Origin of the sequence: Streptomyces sp. NPDC006435, assembly GCF_040612315.1 — a bacterium.
In the GTDB taxonomy this organism is placed as follows: Bacteria; Actinomycetota; Actinomycetes; order Streptomycetales; family Streptomycetaceae; genus Streptomyces.
In genome coordinates this window covers 17,141-35,848 of sequence record NZ_JBEXPY010000016.1, presented here as the reverse complement: position 1 = coordinate 35,848, position 18,708 = coordinate 17,141, and the positions used below count along the sequence as shown (strand labels likewise).

General features: G+C 72.7%; 15 protein-coding genes. 6 read left to right on the top strand and 9 right to left on the bottom strand.

The window, feature by feature from the left end:
* Positions 1–2 precede the first annotated feature (2 nt).
* Together ABZZ04_RS17700 and ABZZ04_RS17695 are read left to right on the top strand one after the other, a co-directional pair.
* On the top strand, positions 3–572 hold the full coding sequence (locus tag ABZZ04_RS17700; protein WP_356933126.1) for an ATP/GTP-binding protein: 570 nt from the start codon (positions 3–5) through the stop codon (positions 570–572).
* 51 nt (positions 573–623) lie between these two features.
* Positions 624–1,757 carry an FAD-dependent monooxygenase gene (locus ABZZ04_RS17695; protein ID WP_356933125.1) on the top strand — a complete coding sequence of 378 codons (1,134 nt, stop codon included), beginning with the start codon at positions 624–626 and terminating at the stop codon, positions 1,755–1,757.
* Between the two features lie 67 nt (positions 1,758–1,824).
* Here ABZZ04_RS17695 and ABZZ04_RS17690 read toward each other — a convergent pair whose 3' ends face one another.
* Together ABZZ04_RS17690 and ABZZ04_RS17685 are read right to left on the bottom strand one after the other, a co-directional pair.
* A complete protein-coding gene (locus ABZZ04_RS17690) occupies positions 1,825–2,226 on the bottom strand; it encodes a RidA family protein (RefSeq protein WP_356933124.1) in 402 nt (133 codons plus the stop codon).
* On the bottom strand, positions 2,223–3,350 hold the full coding sequence (locus ABZZ04_RS17685) for an acyl-CoA dehydrogenase family protein (protein WP_356933123.1): 1,128 nt from the start codon (positions 3,348–3,350) through the stop codon (positions 2,223–2,225). The genes ABZZ04_RS17690 and ABZZ04_RS17685 overlap by 4 nt, the downstream gene beginning before the upstream one ends.
* Before the next feature lie 212 nt (positions 3,351–3,562).
* Between ABZZ04_RS17685 and ABZZ04_RS17680 the strand changes: the two genes are divergently transcribed.
* The 3 genes from ABZZ04_RS17680 to ABZZ04_RS17670 all read left to right on the top strand — a co-directional run bounded on the left by ABZZ04_RS17680 (position 3,563) and on the right by ABZZ04_RS17670 (position 6,510).
* Positions 3,563–5,164 carry an AMP-binding protein gene (locus ABZZ04_RS17680; RefSeq protein WP_356933122.1) on the top strand — a complete coding sequence of 534 codons (1,602 nt, stop codon included), beginning with the start codon at positions 3,563–3,565 and terminating at the stop codon, positions 5,162–5,164.
* 69 nt (positions 5,165–5,233) lie between these two features.
* Complete coding sequence (locus ABZZ04_RS17675; RefSeq protein WP_356933121.1) at positions 5,234–6,058, top strand: GNAT family N-acetyltransferase; 825 nt, start codon at positions 5,234–5,236, stop codon at positions 6,056–6,058.
* A gap of 8 nt (positions 6,059–6,066) precedes the next feature.
* Complete coding sequence (locus ABZZ04_RS17670) at positions 6,067–6,510, top strand: hypothetical protein (protein ID WP_356933120.1); 444 nt, start codon at positions 6,067–6,069, stop codon at positions 6,508–6,510.
* Here ABZZ04_RS17670 and ABZZ04_RS17665 read toward each other — a convergent pair.
* On the bottom strand, positions 6,497–8,839 hold the full coding sequence (locus ABZZ04_RS17665; protein WP_356933119.1) for a bifunctional salicylyl-CoA 5-hydroxylase/oxidoreductase: 2,343 nt from the start codon (positions 8,837–8,839) through the stop codon (positions 6,497–6,499). The two genes, ABZZ04_RS17670 and ABZZ04_RS17665, sit on opposite strands and share 14 nt — an antisense overlap.
* A 2-nt stretch (positions 8,840–8,841) precedes the next feature.
* Positions 8,842–9,669 (bottom strand): enoyl-CoA hydratase family protein, encoded by an 828-nt coding sequence (locus tag ABZZ04_RS17660; RefSeq protein WP_356933118.1) that lies wholly within the window; start codon positions 9,667–9,669, stop codon positions 8,842–8,844.
* Positions 9,670–9,913: 244 nt separating this feature from the next.
* Between ABZZ04_RS17660 and ABZZ04_RS17655 the strand changes: the two genes are divergently transcribed.
* Entirely contained in the window at positions 9,914–10,345 is a 432-nt protein-coding gene (locus ABZZ04_RS17655) for an ATP-binding protein (RefSeq protein WP_356933117.1), read from the top strand.
* Between the two features lie 76 nt (positions 10,346–10,421).
* Here the strand turns inward: ABZZ04_RS17655 and ABZZ04_RS17650 are convergent, their stop codons facing one another.
* The 5 genes from ABZZ04_RS17650 to ABZZ04_RS17630 all read right to left on the bottom strand — a co-directional run bounded on the left by ABZZ04_RS17650 (position 10,422) and on the right by ABZZ04_RS17630 (position 18,706).
* Positions 10,422–11,864 (bottom strand): amino acid permease, encoded by a 1,443-nt coding sequence (locus ABZZ04_RS17650; protein ID WP_356933116.1) that lies wholly within the window; start codon positions 11,862–11,864, stop codon positions 10,422–10,424.
* Positions 11,865–12,110: 246 nt separating this feature from the next.
* Positions 12,111–13,118, bottom strand: coding sequence for an ornithine carbamoyltransferase (argF, locus tag ABZZ04_RS17645; RefSeq protein WP_356933115.1), 1,008 nt, complete (start codon positions 13,116–13,118; stop codon positions 12,111–12,113).
* Between the two features lie 125 nt (positions 13,119–13,243).
* Positions 13,244–14,476 (bottom strand): arginine deiminase, encoded by a 1,233-nt coding sequence (locus ABZZ04_RS17640; RefSeq protein WP_356933114.1) that lies wholly within the window; start codon positions 14,474–14,476, stop codon positions 13,244–13,246.
* A 127-nt stretch (positions 14,477–14,603) separates the two neighbouring features.
* On the bottom strand, positions 14,604–17,177 hold the full coding sequence (locus ABZZ04_RS17635) for a polynucleotide kinase-phosphatase (protein WP_356933113.1): 2,574 nt from the start codon (positions 17,175–17,177) through the stop codon (positions 14,604–14,606).
* On the bottom strand, positions 17,174–18,706 hold the full coding sequence (locus tag ABZZ04_RS17630) for a 3' terminal RNA ribose 2'-O-methyltransferase Hen1 (RefSeq protein WP_356933112.1): 1,533 nt from the start codon (positions 18,704–18,706) through the stop codon (positions 17,174–17,176). Before ABZZ04_RS17630 ends, ABZZ04_RS17635 begins: the two co-directional genes overlap by 4 nt.
* Positions 18,707–18,708 lie beyond the last annotated feature (2 nt).

Sequence of the window (18,708 nt, the reverse complement as noted above, 5' to 3'; positions counted from 1 at the left end):
AAATGACAAGCAGTCAGGCGGCCCCCGCCGCCGTCAAGATACTCATCGCCGGAGGCTTCGGCGTCGGCAAGACCACCCTGGTGGGCGCGGTCAGCGAGGTCACCCCGCTGCGCACCGAGGAGTACCTGACCCAGGCCAGCGTCGGCGTCGACGACCTGGCCGGGGTCGGCCAGAAGGACACCACCACCGTGGCCCTGGACTTCGGCCGGATCACGGTCAGTCCGGAACTGGTGGTCTACCTCTTCGGCACCCCCGGCCAGGAACGCTTCTGGTTCATGTGGAACGACCTGGTCAACGGGGCGCTCGGCGGCGTGGTGATCGCCGACACCCGCAGGCTGGAGACGAGCTTCGCCTCGATCGACTTCTACGAGAGCCGGGACATCCCGTTCGTCGTGGCGATCAACTGCTTCCACGGCCACAACTCCCGCACCCCCGAGGAGATCAGGGCCGCCCTCGACCTCGACCCGCACGTTCCGCTGCTGATCGGCGACGTCCGGGAGCGGGCCTTCGGCCGGGACGTGCTGCTGGCCCTGGTCGACCACCTGATGAGCCTGCCCGTCGCGGCCGGCTGACCGCCCGCCCCCGTACTTCCCGTACTTCTTCTCGTTCTGGAGAGATCTGAGATGGCAACACCCCTGCGCGTCCTCGTCCACGGCGGCGGCATCGGCGGGCTCACCCTCGCCACCGCCCTGGCCCGCGGCGGCCACACCGTCGAGGTCGCCGAGCTCCGCGACGAGCTGGAGGCCCTCGGCGTCGGCATCATCCAGCCGTCCAACGCCCTCCACGTCATGCGGGAGATCGGGGTCCTCGACGACTGCCTCGCGGCGGGCTTCGAATGGGAGGTGCTGACCATCGCCGACCCGGCGGGCAACACCCTCGCCGAGATACCCCAGCCCCGGATGGGCGACGCCCCCTCCAACAACGGCATCCCGCGGCCCGCCCTGGCCCGGGTGCTGAGCTCCGCCGCCGTCGCCGCGGGCGCGAAGATCCGCTTCGGCACCACCGTCACCGAGCTGGCCGACGACGGCGCCGGGGTGGACGTCACCCTCTCCGACGGCTCCTCGGGCCGCTGGGACCTGGTGGTCGGCTTCGACGGCATCGGTTCGCCGCTGCGCACCCGGCTGTACGGGGACCGCTACACCCCCCGGTACACCGGCTTCGCCAACTGGCGGGTGACCGTGCCCCGGCAGGACCGGGTCCGGGGCGTCCTGATGAGCACCGCGGGCCAGGAGGCCAAGGCGCTGCTCACCCCGATCACCGGGGAACTGATGTACCTGGGCGCGGTGTTCGCCGAGGCCGAGGACTTCCGGCCGGACCCGCTGCGGGCCCACGAACAGCTCGCGGAGCGGCTCGCGATGTTCTCGGGACCGGTCGCCGAGGCGCTCGGCCACGTCACCGACCCGGCCGCCGTGGTGTATTCGCGGATCTCCCAGGTGACGGTCGAGGAGCCGTGGCACGTCGGGCGGGTCGCCCTGGCCGGTGACGCCGCGCACGCCTCCACCCCGCACATCGCGCAGGGCGCGGCGATGGCCGTCGAGGACGCCCTGGTGCTCGCCCGGTCGCTGGACTCCGAGGACGGGGTGCCCGCGGCCCTCGCCGCGTGGGAGGCCCGCCGCCGTCCCCGCGCCATGTGGGTGCAGGCCATCTCGCGCGCGGTGCTCAAGCAGGAGACGGGCAGCCCGACCACGCCCGAGGAGGACGAGCTGCTGAAGGTCGGCGTCCCGGGCGCGGCCCACGTGCTGGTGCAGCCGTACTGACCGACAGCCGTACGGGTCCGGCCACCGGACCCGTACGGCCGCCCGCGGCAACACTTCTGACGGAAAGTCAGGGGAGTACCGCGATCCCGTCGAGCTCGACGAGGGCCTGTTCGTCCCAGAGCCTGGCCACCCCGACGACCGCCATCGCCGGATAGTCCCGGCCCGCCAGCCGCCGCCAGACCCTGCCCAGGTCGGCGGCCCGCTTGCGGTAGTCGGCCACATCGGTGGCGTACACGGTGACCCTGGCCAGGTCCGCCGGGGCGCCGCCCGCCGCGCGCAGGGCGGTGAGCAGGTTGGTGAGCGCCGTCGCGAACTGCTCGGTCAGGTCGTCGCCGACCACTTTGCCGTCCTGGTCGAGGGCCGTCTGCCCGGCCAGGAAGACCAGTTGGCCGCCGGTGGCCGTGACGGCGTGCGAGAAGCCCGTGGGCGGGGACAGCTCGACGGGGTTGATCCGGTGGACCGGACTCATGCGGAAGCCTCCCGGTTCGCGTACAGCTCCTTGGCGATGATGGTGCGCTGGACCTCGCTGGCGCCCTCGTAGATCCGCGGCGCGCGGACCTCCCGGTAGAGATGTTCGAGGAGGTGGCCGCGGCGCAGGGCGCGGGCGCCGTGCAGCTGGACGGCGGTGTCGACGACGTACTGGGCGGTCTCGGTGGCGTACAGCTTGGCCATGGCGGCGCGGCGCGGCACGCCGGGTTCCCCCGCGTCGTACGCGGCGGCGGCCGCGTACACCAGGAGCCGGGCGGCCTCGACCCGGGTGGCCATCTCGGCGACCTGGTGGGAGACGGCCTGGAGGTCCTTCAGCGGGCCGCCGAACGCGGTGCGGTGCGCGGTGTGCTCCACGGTGGCGTCGAGGGCGGCGCGGGCCATGCCGACGGCGAACGCGCCGACGCTGGGCCGGAACAGGTTGAGGGTCTCCATGGCGACGCGGAAGCCCCGGTCCGGTTCGCCGAGCACGTCGTCGGGGGTGACCGGGACCCCGTCGAAGGCCAGGGCCCCGATGGGGTGCGGCGAGAGCATGTCGAGGGCGGTGCCGGTGAGTCCGGGGCGGTCGGCGGGGACCAGGAACGCGGTGACGCCGCGCGCTCCGGCGCCGGGGGTCGTACGCGCGAACACGGTGTAGAAGTCGGCCTCGGGCGCATTGGAGATCCAGCACTTCTCGCCGGTCAGCCGCCAGCCGTCGCCGTCGCGGCCGGCCGCCAGGGCGAGGGCCGCCGCGTCGGAGCCGGCCCCCGGCTCGCTGAGCGCGAAGGCGGCCACGGTGCGCCCGGCCCGTACCCCGGGGAGCCAGCGGGCGCGATGGGCGGGGGTGCCCGCCCGGACCACGGGGTGGGTGCCGAGCCCCTGGAGGGCCAGTGCCGTCTCGGCCTCCGGACAGCCCCGGGCCAGGGACTCGCGGAGCAGGCAGAGGTCCAGGGCGCCGGAGTCCAGCAGCCGGTCGATGAGGCCCGCCGCGCCGAGTGCGGCGATCAGGGGGCGGTTGACGTGGCCCGGTTCGCCCTTCTCGGCGAGGGGGTGCAGTTGCCGTTCGGCGAGGGTTTCGAGCTCCTCGCACCAGGCGTTCTGTTCCGGATCGAGTGAGAATGCCGTCATACGGGCGCCTCTCCTGTCGCGTCTCGTCTGCTTGCTTCCCGTTCCCGTCCGCTCGTTCCTCCGTACCCGTCCGCGCCCGCCTTCCCGACCTTCCGTCACCCGGTCGGCCGTTCCCCCCTCGGCTCCTGCCCCCGTCGACTCGCTCTATCGCGGACCGTTGACTACCGTCACACAAACGATACGCTCCAAGGGCGACAAGGGGGCGATCCGTCATGGACCCGAACACCTCAGCGCACCTCGACACCTTCGCCAGGGACCACCTGCCACCTCCGGACCAGTGGCCGCACCTGCTCTTCGACCTCCCCGAACTGCGTTATCCCGACCGCCTCAACTGCGCGGCGGAGCTGCTGGACCGCACCGTCGACCGCCTCGGCCCCGACCGCCCCGCCTTCCGCACCGCCGACGGCGCGGTCTGGAGCTACGGGGAGTTGCGGGAGCGGGTGGACCGGATCGCCCACGTCCTCACCTCCCGCCTCGGGGTCGTCCCCGGCAACCGGGTCCTGCTGCGCGGCCCCACCACGCCCCGGCTGGCCGCCTGTTGGCTGGCGGTGCTGAAGGCGGGCGCGATCGCCGTCACCGTGCTGGACCGGCAGCGGCCCGCGGAGCTGTCCACCATCTGCTCGATCGCCCGGGTGAGCCATGCGCTGTGCGACGCCGGGGCGGTCGACGACCTGGTGCGGGCCGAGGTGCCGGGGCTGCGGATCACGGTGTACGGGGGCGGGGGCGAGGACGACCTGCTGCGTATGGCCGGGACCGTGACGGGTCCGTACCGGGCCGTGGACACGGCCGCGGACGACGTCGCGCTGATCGCGTTCACCTCGGGCACCACCGGACGCCCCAAGGGCTGCATGCACTTCCACCGGGACGTGCTGGCGATCGCGGACACCTTCTCGCGCCATGTGCTGCGGCCCACGCCCGACGACGTGTTCGCGGGCAGCCCGCCGCTCGGCTTCACCTTCGGGCTCGGCGGGCTCGTGGTCTTCCCGCTGCGGGCCGGTGCCAGCGCCCTGCTGCTCGAACAGTCCGGCCCGGACCGGCTGCTGCCCGCGCTCGCCGCCCACCGGGTCTCGGTGCTGTTCACCGCGCCGACCGCCTACCGCCTGATGCTCGACCACGTCGACGAGCACGACCTGGGCGCGCTGCGGCGCTGCGTGTCGGCCGGGGAGAACCTCCCGGTGTCCACCTGGCGCTCCTGGTACGAGCGGACGGGGCTGCGCATCATCAACGGCATCGGCGCCACCGAACTGCTGCACATCTTCATCTCGGCCGCCGACGACGCGATCCGCCCCGGCACCACCGGCGTCCCGGTGCCCGGCTGGCAGGCCCGCGTCCTGGACCGCGACGGCGGACAGGTGCCGGACGGCGAGCCGGGACTCCTCGCGGTGCGCGGCCCGGTGGGCTGCCGCTATCTCGCCGACGGGCGCCAGCGGGAGTACGTGGCGCACGGCTGGAACCTCACCGGGGACACCTATGTGCGCGAGCCCGACGGCTACTTCCGGTACGTCGCCCGCGCCGACGACATGATCATCTCCTCCGGGTACAACATCGCGGGCCCCGAGGTCGAGGACGCCCTGCTGCGCCATCCCGCGGTGGCCGAGGCCGCGGTGGTGGGCCGGGCGGACGAGCTGCGCGGCCAGATCGTGGTGGCGTACGTGGTGCTGCGCGAGGGCGCGGACGTCCCGGCCGACGCGTTGCGCGCGCACGTGAAGAACGAGCTGGCCCCGCACAAGTGCCCGCGCGTCGTCGAGTTCCTGCCCGCGCTCCCCCGTACCGCCACCGGGAAGCTGCAGCGCTTCCGGCTGCGGGACGGCTGATCCGAAGAGCCGGGCGACCGGCCCCGAAATACGGGTGCCCCGCGCGGCGCGGACCCGGCAGGATGAGACATGCCCTGGACCTTCACCGACGACGTAGACGTCTTCCTCGACGCGGCCGGCGCCTCGCTCGCCGCCCGCCCCGCCGAGAACACCGTGATCCTGACCGTCACCGCGACGCTCCGGCGCGACGGCCCGCACGCCTACGGCGAGGCCGCCCCGTTGCTCGGCTGGTGGCGTGGTGCGGACGGCGAGGTCGCGGGGACGCTGGTGCGGACCCCGCCGCACCCGCCGCTGCTGGGGTCCGTCGCCCCGGAGGCGCTCGAACCGCTGGCCGCCGCGCTGCCCCTGACCCGGATCAACGCGGACCGGGCCTCCGCCGAGGCGCTCGCCGCGCTCTGGCCCGGCCACCGGGTCGACCGGGAACAGCGGCTCTATCGACTGGGCACGCTCACCCCGCCCTCCCCCGCGCCCCCGGGCCGGCCCAGGGCCGCCGTCGCCGCCGACCGGGAGCTGCTGGTGCGCTGGCACCTCGCGTTCGCCGACGAGACCGGCCAGTCCGGCGCCCGTGCCGAACGGATGGTGGACGAGCGGCTGGCGTCCGGCGGGCTGACGCTCTGGGAGGACGATGGCGGCGTCCCGGTGTCGATGGCCGGCGCCTCGCCGCGGATCGCGGGCACGGTACGGATCTCGACGGTCTACACGCCCCCCGAGCACCGCCGCCGGGGCCACGCGGCCGCGGTGACGGCGGAGAGCAGCCGGGCGGCGCGGGAGGCGGGCGCGCAGGAGGTGCTGCTCTTCACCGACCTGGCGAACCCGACCAGCAACGGCGTGTACCGGCGCATCGGTTACCGGGCGGTCTCGGACCGGCTGCTGATCAGCGCGGTGGAGCGGTGAGCGGGGCGGTGGGCGGAGCTGTGGACGACCCGCCGGAGCCCGCCTGGCTGGTCGTGGCGAACGTGGTGCTGTGGCGGCGGTACGGGGACGGCGGGCAGGAGCTGCGTCCCGGCACGAAGGCGTACCGGGGCGGGGCGAAGGTGTACGTCGTCGACACCTACGCCGGGATGGGGCACCAGCAGCTGACCACCGTCGGGCGCGGGCGGCACAACGGCCACTGGATCACCATCGACACGGGGACCCGCCATCTCCACACCTTCCGGGCCCGGTTGGTGCACACCCCGGCCGTGCTGAAGCGGTGCCCCGGCACGCTCACGGCCGGCCGGGAGGAGGCCGAGGAGCTGGCCGCGCTGCTGGAGCGGGTCGCCCGGGAGGAGCGGCACGCCCATCACGGGGCTCCGCACCCCGACCCGTGCCTCTGCCACGAGTGCCTGCCGGTCACCCCAGGGTGAGCCGCGGTTTCGGTGCGTCCGTGCGGCCCGTCGGCGGGGTCCGGCTGCCCGCGCGGTACGGGGCCGGCCAGGGCGCACCGGGTCCGGTGTAGCCCTGCTCGGCCGCCGCGTGCAGGGTCCAGTGCGGGTCGTAGAGGTGGGGGCGGGCCAGGGCGCAGAGGTCGGCCCGGCCCGCGAGGAGCAGCGAGTTGACGTCGTCCCAGGAGGAGATCGCGCCGACCGCGACGACGGGCACGCACAGTGTGTTGCGGATCCGGTCGGCGTACGGGGTCTGGTAGGAGCGGCCGTACTCGGGGCGTTCGTCGGACACCACCTGTCCGGTGGAGACGTCGACGGCGTCGGCCCCGTGGGCGACGAAGGCGCGGGCGATCTCGACGGCGTCGTCGGCCGTCGTGCCGCCCTCGGCCCAGTCGGTCGCCGAGATCCGGACCGTCATGGGCCGGGCGTCCGGCCACTGTTCGCGGACCGTGTCGAAGACCTCCAGGGGGAACCGGAGCCGGTCGGCCAGGCAGCCGCCGTACTCGTCGGTGCGGTGGTTGGTGAGCGGCGAGAGGAACCCGGACAGCAGATAGCCGTGGGCGCAGTGGAGTTCGAGCAGGTCGAAGCCGCAGCGGTCGGCGCGGCGGGCGGCTGCCGCGAACTGCTCGCGCACGGCGTCGAGCCCGGCCCGGTCCAGGGCGTGCGGGACCTGGCTGACGCCGTCCTCGTACGGAATCGGGGAGGCGGCGACGAGCGGCCAGTTGCCGTGGTCGAGCGGCTGGTCGATGCCCTCCCACATCCGGCGGGTGGAACCCTTGCGGCCCGAGTGGCCGAGCTGGACGCCGACGGCGGTGCCGGGGGCGCTCGCGTGGACGAAGTCCGTGACGCGGCTCCAGGCGGCGGCCTGCTCGTCGGTGTAGAGGCCGGCGCAGCCGGGCGTGATGCGACCCTCGGCACTGACGCACACCATCTCCGTCATGACGAGTCCGGCGCCGCCGAGCGCGCGTGCGCCCAGGTGGACGAGGTGGAAGTCGCCGGGGACGCCGTCGACGGCCGAGTACATGTCCATGGGGGACACCACGACGCGGTTGCGGAGTTCGAGGCCGCGCAGCCGCAGCGGGGTGAACATCGGCGGGGTGTCGGGGAGGCCGCCGAACTCCTCCTCGACGGCGGCGGTGAAGGAGGGGTCGCGCAGGCGCAGGTTGTCGTGGGTGACGCGGCGGCTGCGGGTGAGGAGGTTGAAGGCGAACTGGCGGGGCGGCTGGTCGACGTAGGTGCCCAGTTCCTCGAACCAGCGCAGGCTGGCCGCGGCGGCCCGCTGGGTGGACTCGACGACCCGTCGGCGCTCGGCCTCGTACGCGGACAGCGCGCCGGGCAGGTCGGGCTGTTCCTCGATGCAGGCGGCGAGGGCGAGGGCGTCCTCGACGGCGAGTTTGGTGCCGGAGCCGATGGAGAAGTGCGCGGTGTGGGCGGCGTCGCCGATGAGGACGGTGTTGCCGTGCGACCAGCGGGTGTTGACGACGGTGCGGAAGGCGGTCCAGGCGGACTTGTTGGAGCGCAGCGGCCGGCCGCCGAGCGCCTCGGTGAAGATCTTGGCGCAGCGCAGGGTCGAGTGCTCGACGGAGCAGGTGTCGAACCCGGCGGCCCGCCAGACCTCCTCGCGCATCTCGACGATGACGGTGGAGGCGTCGGCCGAGAAGGGGTAGCCGTGGAGTTGCATCACCCCGTACGCGGTCTCGGCGATCTCGAAGCGGAAGGCGTCGAGGGCGAAGTCGGCGGCGAGCCAGATGTAGCGACAGCGGTGGGTGGTCAGGCGGGGGCCGAAGACGTCGGCGTGGGCGGTGCGGGTGGGACTGTGCACGCCGTCGGCGGCGATCACCAGGTCGTGCGCGGCGGCCAGCTCGGCGGCCGGCGGTGCCGCGGTGCGGAAGTGGAGGCGTACGCCGAGGGACGCGCAGCGTTCGCGCAGGATCTCCAGGAGCCTGCGCCTGCCCAGTGCCGCGAAGCCGTGGCCGCCGGAGGTCTGGGTGACGCCCCGGTGGACGATGTCGATGTCGTCCCACCGGACGAATTCTTCCCTGAGCGCCCGGTACACGACGGGGTCGGCGTGTTCGATGCCACCGAGGGTCTCGTCGGAGAGGACGACGCCGAAGCCGAAGGTGTCGTCGGGGGCGTTGCGCTCCCAGACGGTGATGTCGCGGGCCGGGTCGAGCCTTTTGAGCAGGGCCGCGGCGTAGAGCCCGCCGGGGCCGCCGCCGATGATCGCGATCCGCCGCGCGTCGGTCCGGGGCGCGGTCGCCGGGGCCGGGGCCTGCGCCTGGGTCGGGGCCTGGGCCGGTCGGGAGGGCATCGCTACCGGCCCTGCCACTTCGGGGGCCGCTTCTCGGTGAAGGCGGCGTGGAATTCCGCGTAGTCCTCGCCGTGCATCAGCAGGGCCTGGGTGGCGGCGTCCATCTCGACGGCGGCGGCGAGCGGCATGTCGAGTTCGGCGGTGAGCAGCGCCTTGGTCTGTGCGAGGGCGAGGGCCGGTCCGTCGGCGAGGCGGCGGGCGAGCGCCGCCGCCCGTTCGTCCGCCCGGCCCTCCTCGGCCAGCTCGCTGATCAGCCCGATCCGTTCCGCCTCGGGTGCGCGGACCGGTTCGCCGAGCATCAGCAGCCGGGTGGCGTGGCCGAGGCCGACGACGCGCGGCAGCAGGTACGCGGCGCCCATGTCGCCGCCGGAGAGGCCGACCCGGGTGAACAGGAAGGCGAACCGGGCGGACGGGTCGGCGACCCGGAAGTCGGCGGCCAGTGCGAGAACGGCGCCCGCGCCCGCGGCCACGCCGTGTACGGCGGCGACAACGGGGAAGGGGGTCTCACGCAGGGCCCGCACGACCTGACCGGTCATCCGGTTGAAGTCGAGGAGCTGGGCGGTGTCCATGGCGAGCGTCGCGCCGATGATGTCGTCGACGTCCCCGCCGGAGCAGAAGCCGCGGCCCTCGCCCGCGAGCACCAGGGCCCGCACGGCACGTTCGCGGGACAGTTCGGCGAGCAGGTCGCGCAGGTCGGCGTAGGCGCCGAAGGTGAGCGCGTTGAGCTTCTCGGGCCGGGCGAGAGTGACGGTGGCGACCCCGTCGTCCACGGTCAGCCGCAGATGGCGCCACTCGTCCGTGCGGCGGGCGGAGCTGGGAAACGGGCTCATGGAGGGGGCTCCCCTTCAGCCGTCGGCTGCTACCTGCGATCGAACTTATCACCCGTGCGTGACTTCCGTCACGAGAACGCAATACAGGGAGGACGGGAAATAAGTGTCCAACGTCCCTTGCATACCTGTCGGTAGTCCCTTGTCCGATTTTTTTCGGTTCATAAGGTTGAAGGGGAGAAGTCTTGATTCGCAGAGAACACTCTCGTCGCAGAGAGCCCTCTCGTCCCGGAAGGGAAGCCATGCCGTGTCTCCCGATGACCCCTTTCCCACCTCGTGGCGGATCGACCTGCCGCACTCGACGGCGGCCGTCCCCATCGCCCGCGCCCTGATCCGCACCGCGCTCGCGGACATCGACGCGTCGGCCTACGCCGACACCGCGGAGCTGCTCACCGCGGAGCTGGTCGCCAACGCGGTCGAGCACACCGGGAGCGACGGACCCATCGAGCTGGTGGTGGAGCTCCTGCCGACCGGCTGCCAGGTGGAGGTGCACGACCGCGTCCCCGCCCCGCCCGGCGGCCTCGCCTTCCCGCAGCCCGGCGAGGAGCCGGACCCCTGGCAGGAGCACGGCCGGGGGCTGCTGCTGATCCGCACGCTCAGCTCGTCCTGCGGCCACCGCGCGACGGAGCACGGCAAGGCGGTGTGGTTCACCCTGCCCGCCCTCGTGCCCGAGAACTGACCCGGCCCCGCCCCTGCGACGCACCCCGGTGTCCGGCCGGACGCCGCCGGAGCCCCGGGAGCCGGGCCGGACGCCCTCAGCGCCCCGGGTCCGCGGCGGCCAGCCGGGAGCGGCTGCGGCCGTAGCAGGCGTACACCGTCGCGCCGACGACCAGGAACACCGCGAACTGCAGCCAGGTCGCCCAGCCCGTCCCGTACATCAGATAGAGGCAGAAGCCGACGCCCAGGAGCGGGCTCAGCGGGTAGAGCGGCACCCGGAACGATCCCCGCACCTCCGGGTTGCGGCGGCGCAGCACGATCACCGCGAGGTTCACCACGACCATGGTGGCCAGCGTGCCGATGGTGGTCAGGTTCACCACCACGTCGAGCGACGAGAAGGCCGCCGGGACCGCGAAGACCACCGCCACGATCCAGGTGTTGGCGACCGGGGTGGCGGTGCGCGGCGAGACCCGTTCGAAGACCCGCGGGATCAGGCCGTCCCGGGACATCGACATCAGGATGCGGGTCTGCCCGTACATCACCGCGAGCACGACGGACGCGATCGCGACGACCGCCCCGAAGGCGATGATCCCGCCGCCGACCGTCGAGCCGGTGACCTGGTCGACGACGATCGAGAGCGCCGCGGGCCTGTCGGCGACGGCGTCCGGGCCCAGGGCCCCGATCGCGGCGAGGCCCACCGCGCAGTAGAGCAGGGTGACCAGGCCGATGCAGATCATGATCGCGACCGGGATGTTCCGCCGCGGGTTTTTGACCTCCTCGCCGGCGGTGGTGATGGCGTCGAAGCCGATGTACGAGAAGAACGCCAGCGAGGCCCCGGCGGTGACCCCGGCCGGGCCGTGGGCGAAGAAGGGGGTGAGGTTGCCGCGCTCGAAGGCCGTGAAGGCGATGGCGCAGAACAGGAGCAGGATGGTGATCTTGAGGACCGCCATCGCGGCGGTGGCACCGGCGCTCTCCCGGACGCCGCGCACCAGCAGGGTGGCGGCCATCATGACCACCAGGACGGCGGGCAGGTTGATCACACCGCCGTCGCCGGGCCCCGCCGAGAGCGCGGCGGGCAGCTGCGCGCCGAAGAGGCTGTCCAGCAGTTCGTTGACGTACTGGCTCCAGCCGACGGCGACCGCGGAGACCGAGACGCCGTACTCCAGCAGCAGGCACCAGCCGACGAGGAACGCGACGCGCTCGCCGAAGGTCGCGTAGGCGAAGGAGTACGAACTGCCGGAGACCGGGATGGCGCTGCCCAGCTCGGCGAAGGAGAAGGCGGTGAAGACGCAGGTGATCGCGGCGAGCACGAAGGACAGCACGACCGCGGGCCCCGCCTCGGCGACGCTGTCGGAGAGGCCCACGAAGATGCCGGTGCCGACGACGGCGCCGATGCCGAAGCACACGAGCTGGAAGAGGCCCATGGTGCGCTTGAGCCCGTGCCCCTCCAGGTCGGCTCCGGACTCGGCGATCAGCTGGTGGGGGCTCTTGACGCGCGCCCCGGACGGACGCGCGGGGCTCGACGGGCGCAGCGGACTCACGGGGATGGTCTCTTCTCTGGTGGAACACGTGGGGGGACGCGCTCGCCGGAGCCGTGGGGACTCCGGGCTCCGCCACCGGTCCCGGCGGTCGGCGCGGGCCCCGGGGGCCGGGGTCCGCGCCGGTTCCGGAACCGGTGGCGCGCACGGAAATGGGGTTCGAGCGTGCGAGCCCGAACCCCACCAGGAGGCAACATATTAGTCACCTTTCCGCATGTTAACCCAATCGGGTGCATTTCCATGCAGCCGTCAGCCGCGGTCGGCCAGGGTCGCCACCAGGACGGCCTTGATCGTGTGCATCCGGTTCTCGGCCTCGTCGAAGACGATCGAGTGCGCGGACTCGAAGACCTCGTCGGTGACCTCCAGCTCCGCCAGCCCGTGCTCGGCCTCGATCCGCCGCCCCACCTCGGTGCCGAGGTCGTGGAAGGCCGGGAGGCAGTGCATGAACTTCACGTCGGCGTTGCCGGTGGCGCGCAGCACGTCCATGGTCACGGCGTACGGCGCGAGGGCGGCGATGCGCTCGGCCCAGACCTCCTTGGGCTCCCCCATCGAGACCCAGACGTCCGTGACGACGAAATCGGCTCCCCGGACGCCCGTGGCGATGTCCTCGGTGAGCGTGATGGTCGCACCGCTCCCCGCGGCCAGCCGACGGGCCTCGGCGACGACCTTCCCGTCGGGCCAGTACGCCTCGGGGGCGACGATCCGGACGTCCATGCCCAGCAGGGCGCCGGTGATCAGGTACGAATTGCCCATGTTGAAGCGGGCGTCCCCGAGGTAGGCGAAGGCGATCCGCTCCAGCGGCTTGTCGCTGTGCTCGGTCATGGTGAGGACGTCGGCGAGCATCTGGGTCGGGTGCCAGTCGTCGGTGAGCCCGTTGAAGACGGGTACGCCGCCGTACGCCGCCAGCTCCTCGACCGCGGCCTGGCTGTCGCCGCGGTACTCGATGCCGTCGAACATCCGGCCGAGGACCCGGGCGGTGTCCTTCACCGACTCCTTGTGCCCCATCTGCGAGCCGGAGGGGTCCAGGTACGTGGTGGACGCGCCCTGGTCGGCGGCGGCCACCTCGAAGGCGCAGCGGGTGCGGGTCGAGGTCTTCTCGAAGATCAGCGCGATGTTCCTGCCACGCAGCCGCTGCACCTCGGTCCCCGACTTCTTGGCGGCCTTGAGCTCGGCCGCGAGGTCGACCAGGCCGCGGAACTCCTCGGCCGTGAAGTCCAGCTCCTTGAGGAAGTGGCGGCCTGCGAGGTCTATGGCCATGGGGCGGCTCCTGGGTCGGGCGGGGTGCGCACACATTACTGACACTGGAAGTGTATACGACACTATGCATCGCTATACAGGATGGTGTGTCCGCGCCCTCCCCGCTCCCGTGCCGGGGCCCTCGCCTACACCGGGTCGCGCACCACCGGACAGCTCATGCAGCGCGGGCCGCCCCGCCCCCGGCCGAGTTCGCTGCCCCGGATCTCGATGACCTCGATGCCCTCCTTGCGCAGGTAGGTGTTGGTGGTGGCGTTGCGCTCGTACGCGACGACCACGCCCGGTTCGACGGCCAGGACGTTGCAGCCGTCGTCCCACTGCTCGCGCTCGGCGGCGTGCACGTCCTGGGTGGCCGTGAGCACCCGGATCGAGTCCAGCCCCAGGGCGTGCGCGATCGCCTGGTGCATGTGCTCGGGCGGGTGGTCGGTGACCTTCAGGTCCCTGGGCCCGTCTCCCGGCTCGATGGTGTACGAGCGGAGCATGCCCAGGCCCGCGTACTTGGTGAAGGTGTCGCCGTCGACCATCGTCATCACCGTGTCGAGGTGCATGAACGCGCGGCGCTTGGGCATGTCGAGCGCCACGATCGTGCGCGCCGAACCGGCGTCGAACAGTCCGCGGGCCAGCATCTCCACCGCCTGCGGTGTGGTGCGTTCGCTCATCCCGATGAGGACCGCGCCGTGGCCGATGACCAGCACGTCGCCGCCCTCGATGGTGGAGGGGTAGTCGTCCTGCCCCTCCGACCAGTGGTGGAAGGCACCGGCCTCGGGCCCGGTGAACAGGGGGTGGTGACGGTAGATCGCCTCGAAGTGGACGGTCTCGCGCTGCCGGGCCGGCCAGCGCATCGCGTTGATCGACACCCCGTCGTATATCCAGGCTGAGGTGTCCCGGGTGAACAGGTGGTTCGGCAGCGGGTCCAGCAGGAAGTCGTCCTGGTCCATGACATGGAAGCGGACGGACGTCGGCTCGCCGTGCCGTTCCAGGAACTCCCGCTTGGTCATCCCGCCGACGAGCGCGTCGGCCAGTTCGGTACTGGGCAACTCCTCGAAGGCCGTGCGCAGATGCTCGGTGGCGAGCGGGCCGTACTCCTTCTCGTCGAAGACCCGGTCCAGGACGAGCCGTCTGGCCACCGGGATGTCCAGCGACTCACGGAGCAGATCACCGAAGAGGTGCACCTCCACCCCCCGGTCGCGCAGCACGTCCGCGAAGCCGTCGTGCTCCTCCCTGGCACGGCGCACCCAGAGCACGTCGTCGAACAGGAGCGCGTCCTTGTTGCTCGGGGTGAGCCGCTTCAGTTCCAGATCGGGGCGGTGCAGGATGACGCGGCGCAGCCGCCCGGTCTCGGAGTCGACATGGAATCCCATGCCTTCATCCTCACCGTGCGGAGCGCCGTTCACCCGGCGAATCGCCAGCGGGTTTCCGCCGGTCCCACCGACGCGCCCGCCGGCGACCCGCCCCGGCCGCCTCCCCCGAGCCCGCGGGTCGACCGGCTCAGAGCCTCGGGTCGACCGGCTCCGACTCCAGGGCCAGCACCGCGAACACCGCCTCGTGGACCCGCCACAGCGGCTCCCCCTCGGCCAGCCGGTCCAGCGCCTCCAGCCCCAGCGCGTACTCCCGCAGCGCCAGCGACCGCTTGTGCCCGAGGAACCGGCCGCGCAGCCGCTCCAGGTTCTCCGGGCGGGTGTACTCGGGCCCGTAGATGATCCGCAGGTACTCCCGGCCGCGCACCTTGATGCCCGGCTGGACCAGTCTGCCCCGGTCGTCCCGGACCAGTGCGGCGAGCGGCTTGACGACCATTCCCTCGCCGCCGCGGCCGGTCATCTCCAGCCACCAGTCGACACCGGCGCGCACCGACGCCTCGTCCCCGGTGTCGACGACGAGCCGACGGGTGACCTGGAGCAGCCCGGTCGGGTCGTGCTCGACCAGCCGGTCGAGCCAGGCCAGCTGCTCGTCGTGCGGCACGGCGGCCAGCGAGCGCCCCTGGACGGCGAGGATCTGGAACGGCGCGAGCCGCACCCCGTCCAGGCCCCGGGTGCTCCAGCAGTAACGCCGGTACGCCTCGGTGAACGCCGCGGCGTCCTCGGCCCGCCCCTGTTGGCGCCCGGCGAGCTCGCCCACGTCCACACCGCGCGCCGCCGCTGCCGCGAGGGCCGCGTCGGCCACCGGGAGGACGGCACCGGACGAGGCGCCGACCGCGGCGTACTGCGAGCGCAGCAACCCGCCGGCCTTGAGGGACCACGGCATCAGCTCGGCGTCGAGCAGCACCCAGTCGGTGCCCCACTCCTCCCAGAGCCCGGCGGCGGTGACGGCCTCGCGCAGCCGGCCGAGGATCACCTCGGTGAGTGCGGCGTCGTCGAGGAACGGCCGCCCGGTGCGGGTGTACAGCGCCCCGGTCGGACCGTCCTCGGCGCCGGAGTCCTCGGGTGCCTCCCCGACTCCGAACCGTTCGCGGGCCGCGGCCGCATCCCGGCAGACGAGCGCCACCGCGCGCGAGCCCATGTGCTTCTCCTCGCACACGACCCGGGCGACCCCGTCCGCCCGGTACTGGGCGAAGGCTTCGGCCGGATGCTCCAGGTAGCCCTCCTCGTGCGAGGTCGCGGTGGGCGCCATGGTCGGCGGGAGGTAGCCGAGCAGCCGGGGGTCGACGGCGAACCGGCTCATCACCTCGAGCGCGGCGGCGGCGTTCTCCTCGCGGACCGCGATGCGGCCCATGTGCCGGGTCTCGACGATCCGGCGGCCCTGCACGTCGTCGAGGTCCAGCGGCCGTCCTTCCCGGCCGCCGGGCGCCTCCGTGGCCAGCGGCTTGACCGGCTCGTACCAGACCTTCTCGGCCGGTACGTCCACCAGTTCGCGCTCCGGCCAGCGCAGCGCGGTCATCTTCCCGCCGAAGACCGCTCCGGTGTCCAGGCAGATGGTGTTGTTCACCCAGGAGGTGTCGGGCACCGGGGTGTGGCCGTAGACCACGGTGGCCCGGCCCCGGTACTCCTCCGCCCACGGGTAGCGCACGGGCAGGCCGAACTCGTCGGTCTCACCGGTGGTGTCCCCGTAGAGCGCGTGCGAGCGGACCCGCCCGGAGGTGCGTCCGTGGTACTTCTCCGGCAGACCGGCGTGACAGACGACGAGCTTGCCCCCGTCGAGCACGTAGTGGCTGACGAGCCCCTCGATGAACTCCCGCACCCGTCCGCGGAAGGCCGGGTCCTTCTCGTCCTCCCGGTCCAGCTGCTCGATGGTCTCGGCGAGGCCGTGGGTGTGCTGGACCTTGCGGCCGTTGAGATAACGGCCGAGCTTGTTCTCGTGGTTGCCCGGTACGCACAGGGCGTCGCCCGCCGCGACCATGGCCATGACGCGGCGCAGCACTCCGGGACTGTCGGGGCCGCGGTCCACGAGGTCGCCGACGAAGACCGCCGTACGCCCTTCGGGGTGCGTGCCGTCGACGTATCCGAGCTTGCCGAGCAGGGTCTCCAGCTCGGAACTGCAGCCGTGGATGTCGCCGATGACGTCGAAGGGGCCGGTGAGGTGGCGCAGGTCGTTGTAGCGGCGCTCCAGCACCACTTCGGCGTTCTCCGCCTCCTCCTCGGTGCGCAGGACGTGCACCTTGCGGAAGCCCTCGCGCTCCAGGCCGCGCAACGAGCGGCGCAGTTCGCGGCGGTGGCGCTGGACGACGTGGCGCGGCATGTCGGCGCGGTCGGGGCGGGAGGCGTTGCGTGCGACGCAGACCTCCTCGGGCAGGTCGAGGACGATCGCGATGGGCAGCACGTCGTGACTGCGGGCCAGTTGGACCAGCTGCCTGCGGCTCTCGGACTGCACGCTGGTCGCGTCCACGACGGTCAGCCGTCCGGCGGCGAGCCGCTTGCCCACGATGTAGTGCAGGACGTCGAAGGCGTCGGCGCTGGCGCTCTGGTCGTTCTCGTCGTCGGCGACCAGCCCGCGGCAGAAGTCCGAGGAGACGATCTCCGTGGGCTTGAAGTGCTTGCGGGCGAAGGTGGACTTGCCGGAGCCGCTGGCCCCGATGAGGACCACGAGGGAGAGGTCGGTCACCGGCAGTGTGCGCGAGGTACCGGTCATGCGGCTTCCGCCTCCTTCTCGTTCCTGTCGCCGTGCTTGTCGTTGCTCTTGTCGCCGTGCTTGTCGTCGTACTTGTTGCTGTTCCTGCTGTCGGCCATCGTGAACACGGCCATCTGGGTGGGCGGTCCCACCTCGGGGTCGTCGTGCCCCACGGGGACGAAGGCGACCTCGTACCCGTGCCGCCGCGCCACCTTCCCGGCCCAGTCGCGGAATTCGGCCCTGGTCCATTCGAACCGGTGGTCGCCGTGGCGCGCGTGCCCGGCGGGCAGCGTCTCCCAGCGGACGTTGTACTCGACGTTCGGCGTCGTCACCAGCACCGTGCGGGGGCGGGCCGACCCGAACACGGCGTACTCCAGCGCGGGCAGTCTCGGCAGGTCGAGGTGTTCGACGACCTCGCTGAGCACCGCGGCGTCGTATCCCTTGAGCCGCTTGTCGGTGTAGGTGAGCGAGCCCTGCCGGAGCGTGACCCGGCCGGCCTGCCGCTCCCCCATCCGCTCCAGCTTCAGCCGGCGCGAGGCGATGGCCAGGGCGCGCATGGAGACGTCGACGCCGACGATCTCCGTGAAGCCCACGTCCTTCAGGAGCGCCTGCACCAACTGGCCCTGGCCGCAGCCCAGGTCGAGCACCCGGCTCGCGCCCGCGGTGCGCAGCGCCCCGAGGATCGCGGCGCGCCGCTGCTCGGCGAGCGGCACCGGCTTCTCCTCGGTGTCGGTCGTCTCGTCCACGGCGTTGTCGATGCTCTCGACGTCGAGGTCGTCCGACTCCGCGAGCCGTACCATTTCGAGCTGCTGCATCGCCTGCCGGGTCAGGCCCCAGCGCCGGGACAGATAGCGGCTGGTGATCAGCTTCTGCTCGGGGTGGGTGGCGAGCCATCCCTCGCCCGCCCGCAGCAGCTTGTCCACCTCGTCCGGCGCGACCCAGTAGTGCTTGGCGTCGTCGAGCACCGGGAGCAGGACGTACAGCTGCCGCAACGCGTCCGCCAGCCGCAGCTCGCCCTCCAGCACCAGCCGTACGTACCGGGAGTCCCCCCATTCCGGGAACTGCGCGTCCAGCGGTACGGCCACGGCGTCCACGCTCGTCCAGCCGAGCGGGCCGAAGAGCTTGCGCACCAGCTCCGCACCGCCCCGGGCGGGCAGTGCGGGGACTTCGATCCGCAGCGGCATCGGCGCCGCCGCGCGCTCCGGCAGGGCCCGGCACACCCCTCGCAGCGCGGACTTGAAGACCGTGCTCATCGCGACGGAGAGCAGCGAGGAGGCCGCGTACGGGCGGTCGTTGACGTACTGCGCGAGCGCCGCGTCGGGGGCGCCGCCCCGGCCCTTGCCCTTGCCGCGCCGCACCAGTGCCACGGCGTCCACCTCCAGCAGCAGCGCCGCGGTGCAGCGCTCGGCGGATGCCTCCGGGTAGAAGACATGCGCGGTGCCGTGGGAGGTGGAGAACGCCTGCGCCTTGTCGGGATGCTTGTGCAGCAGGAAACCGAGGTCGGTCGCGGGACGTTCCGGGATGCCGGTCGTACTGATTGTCAGGAACACAC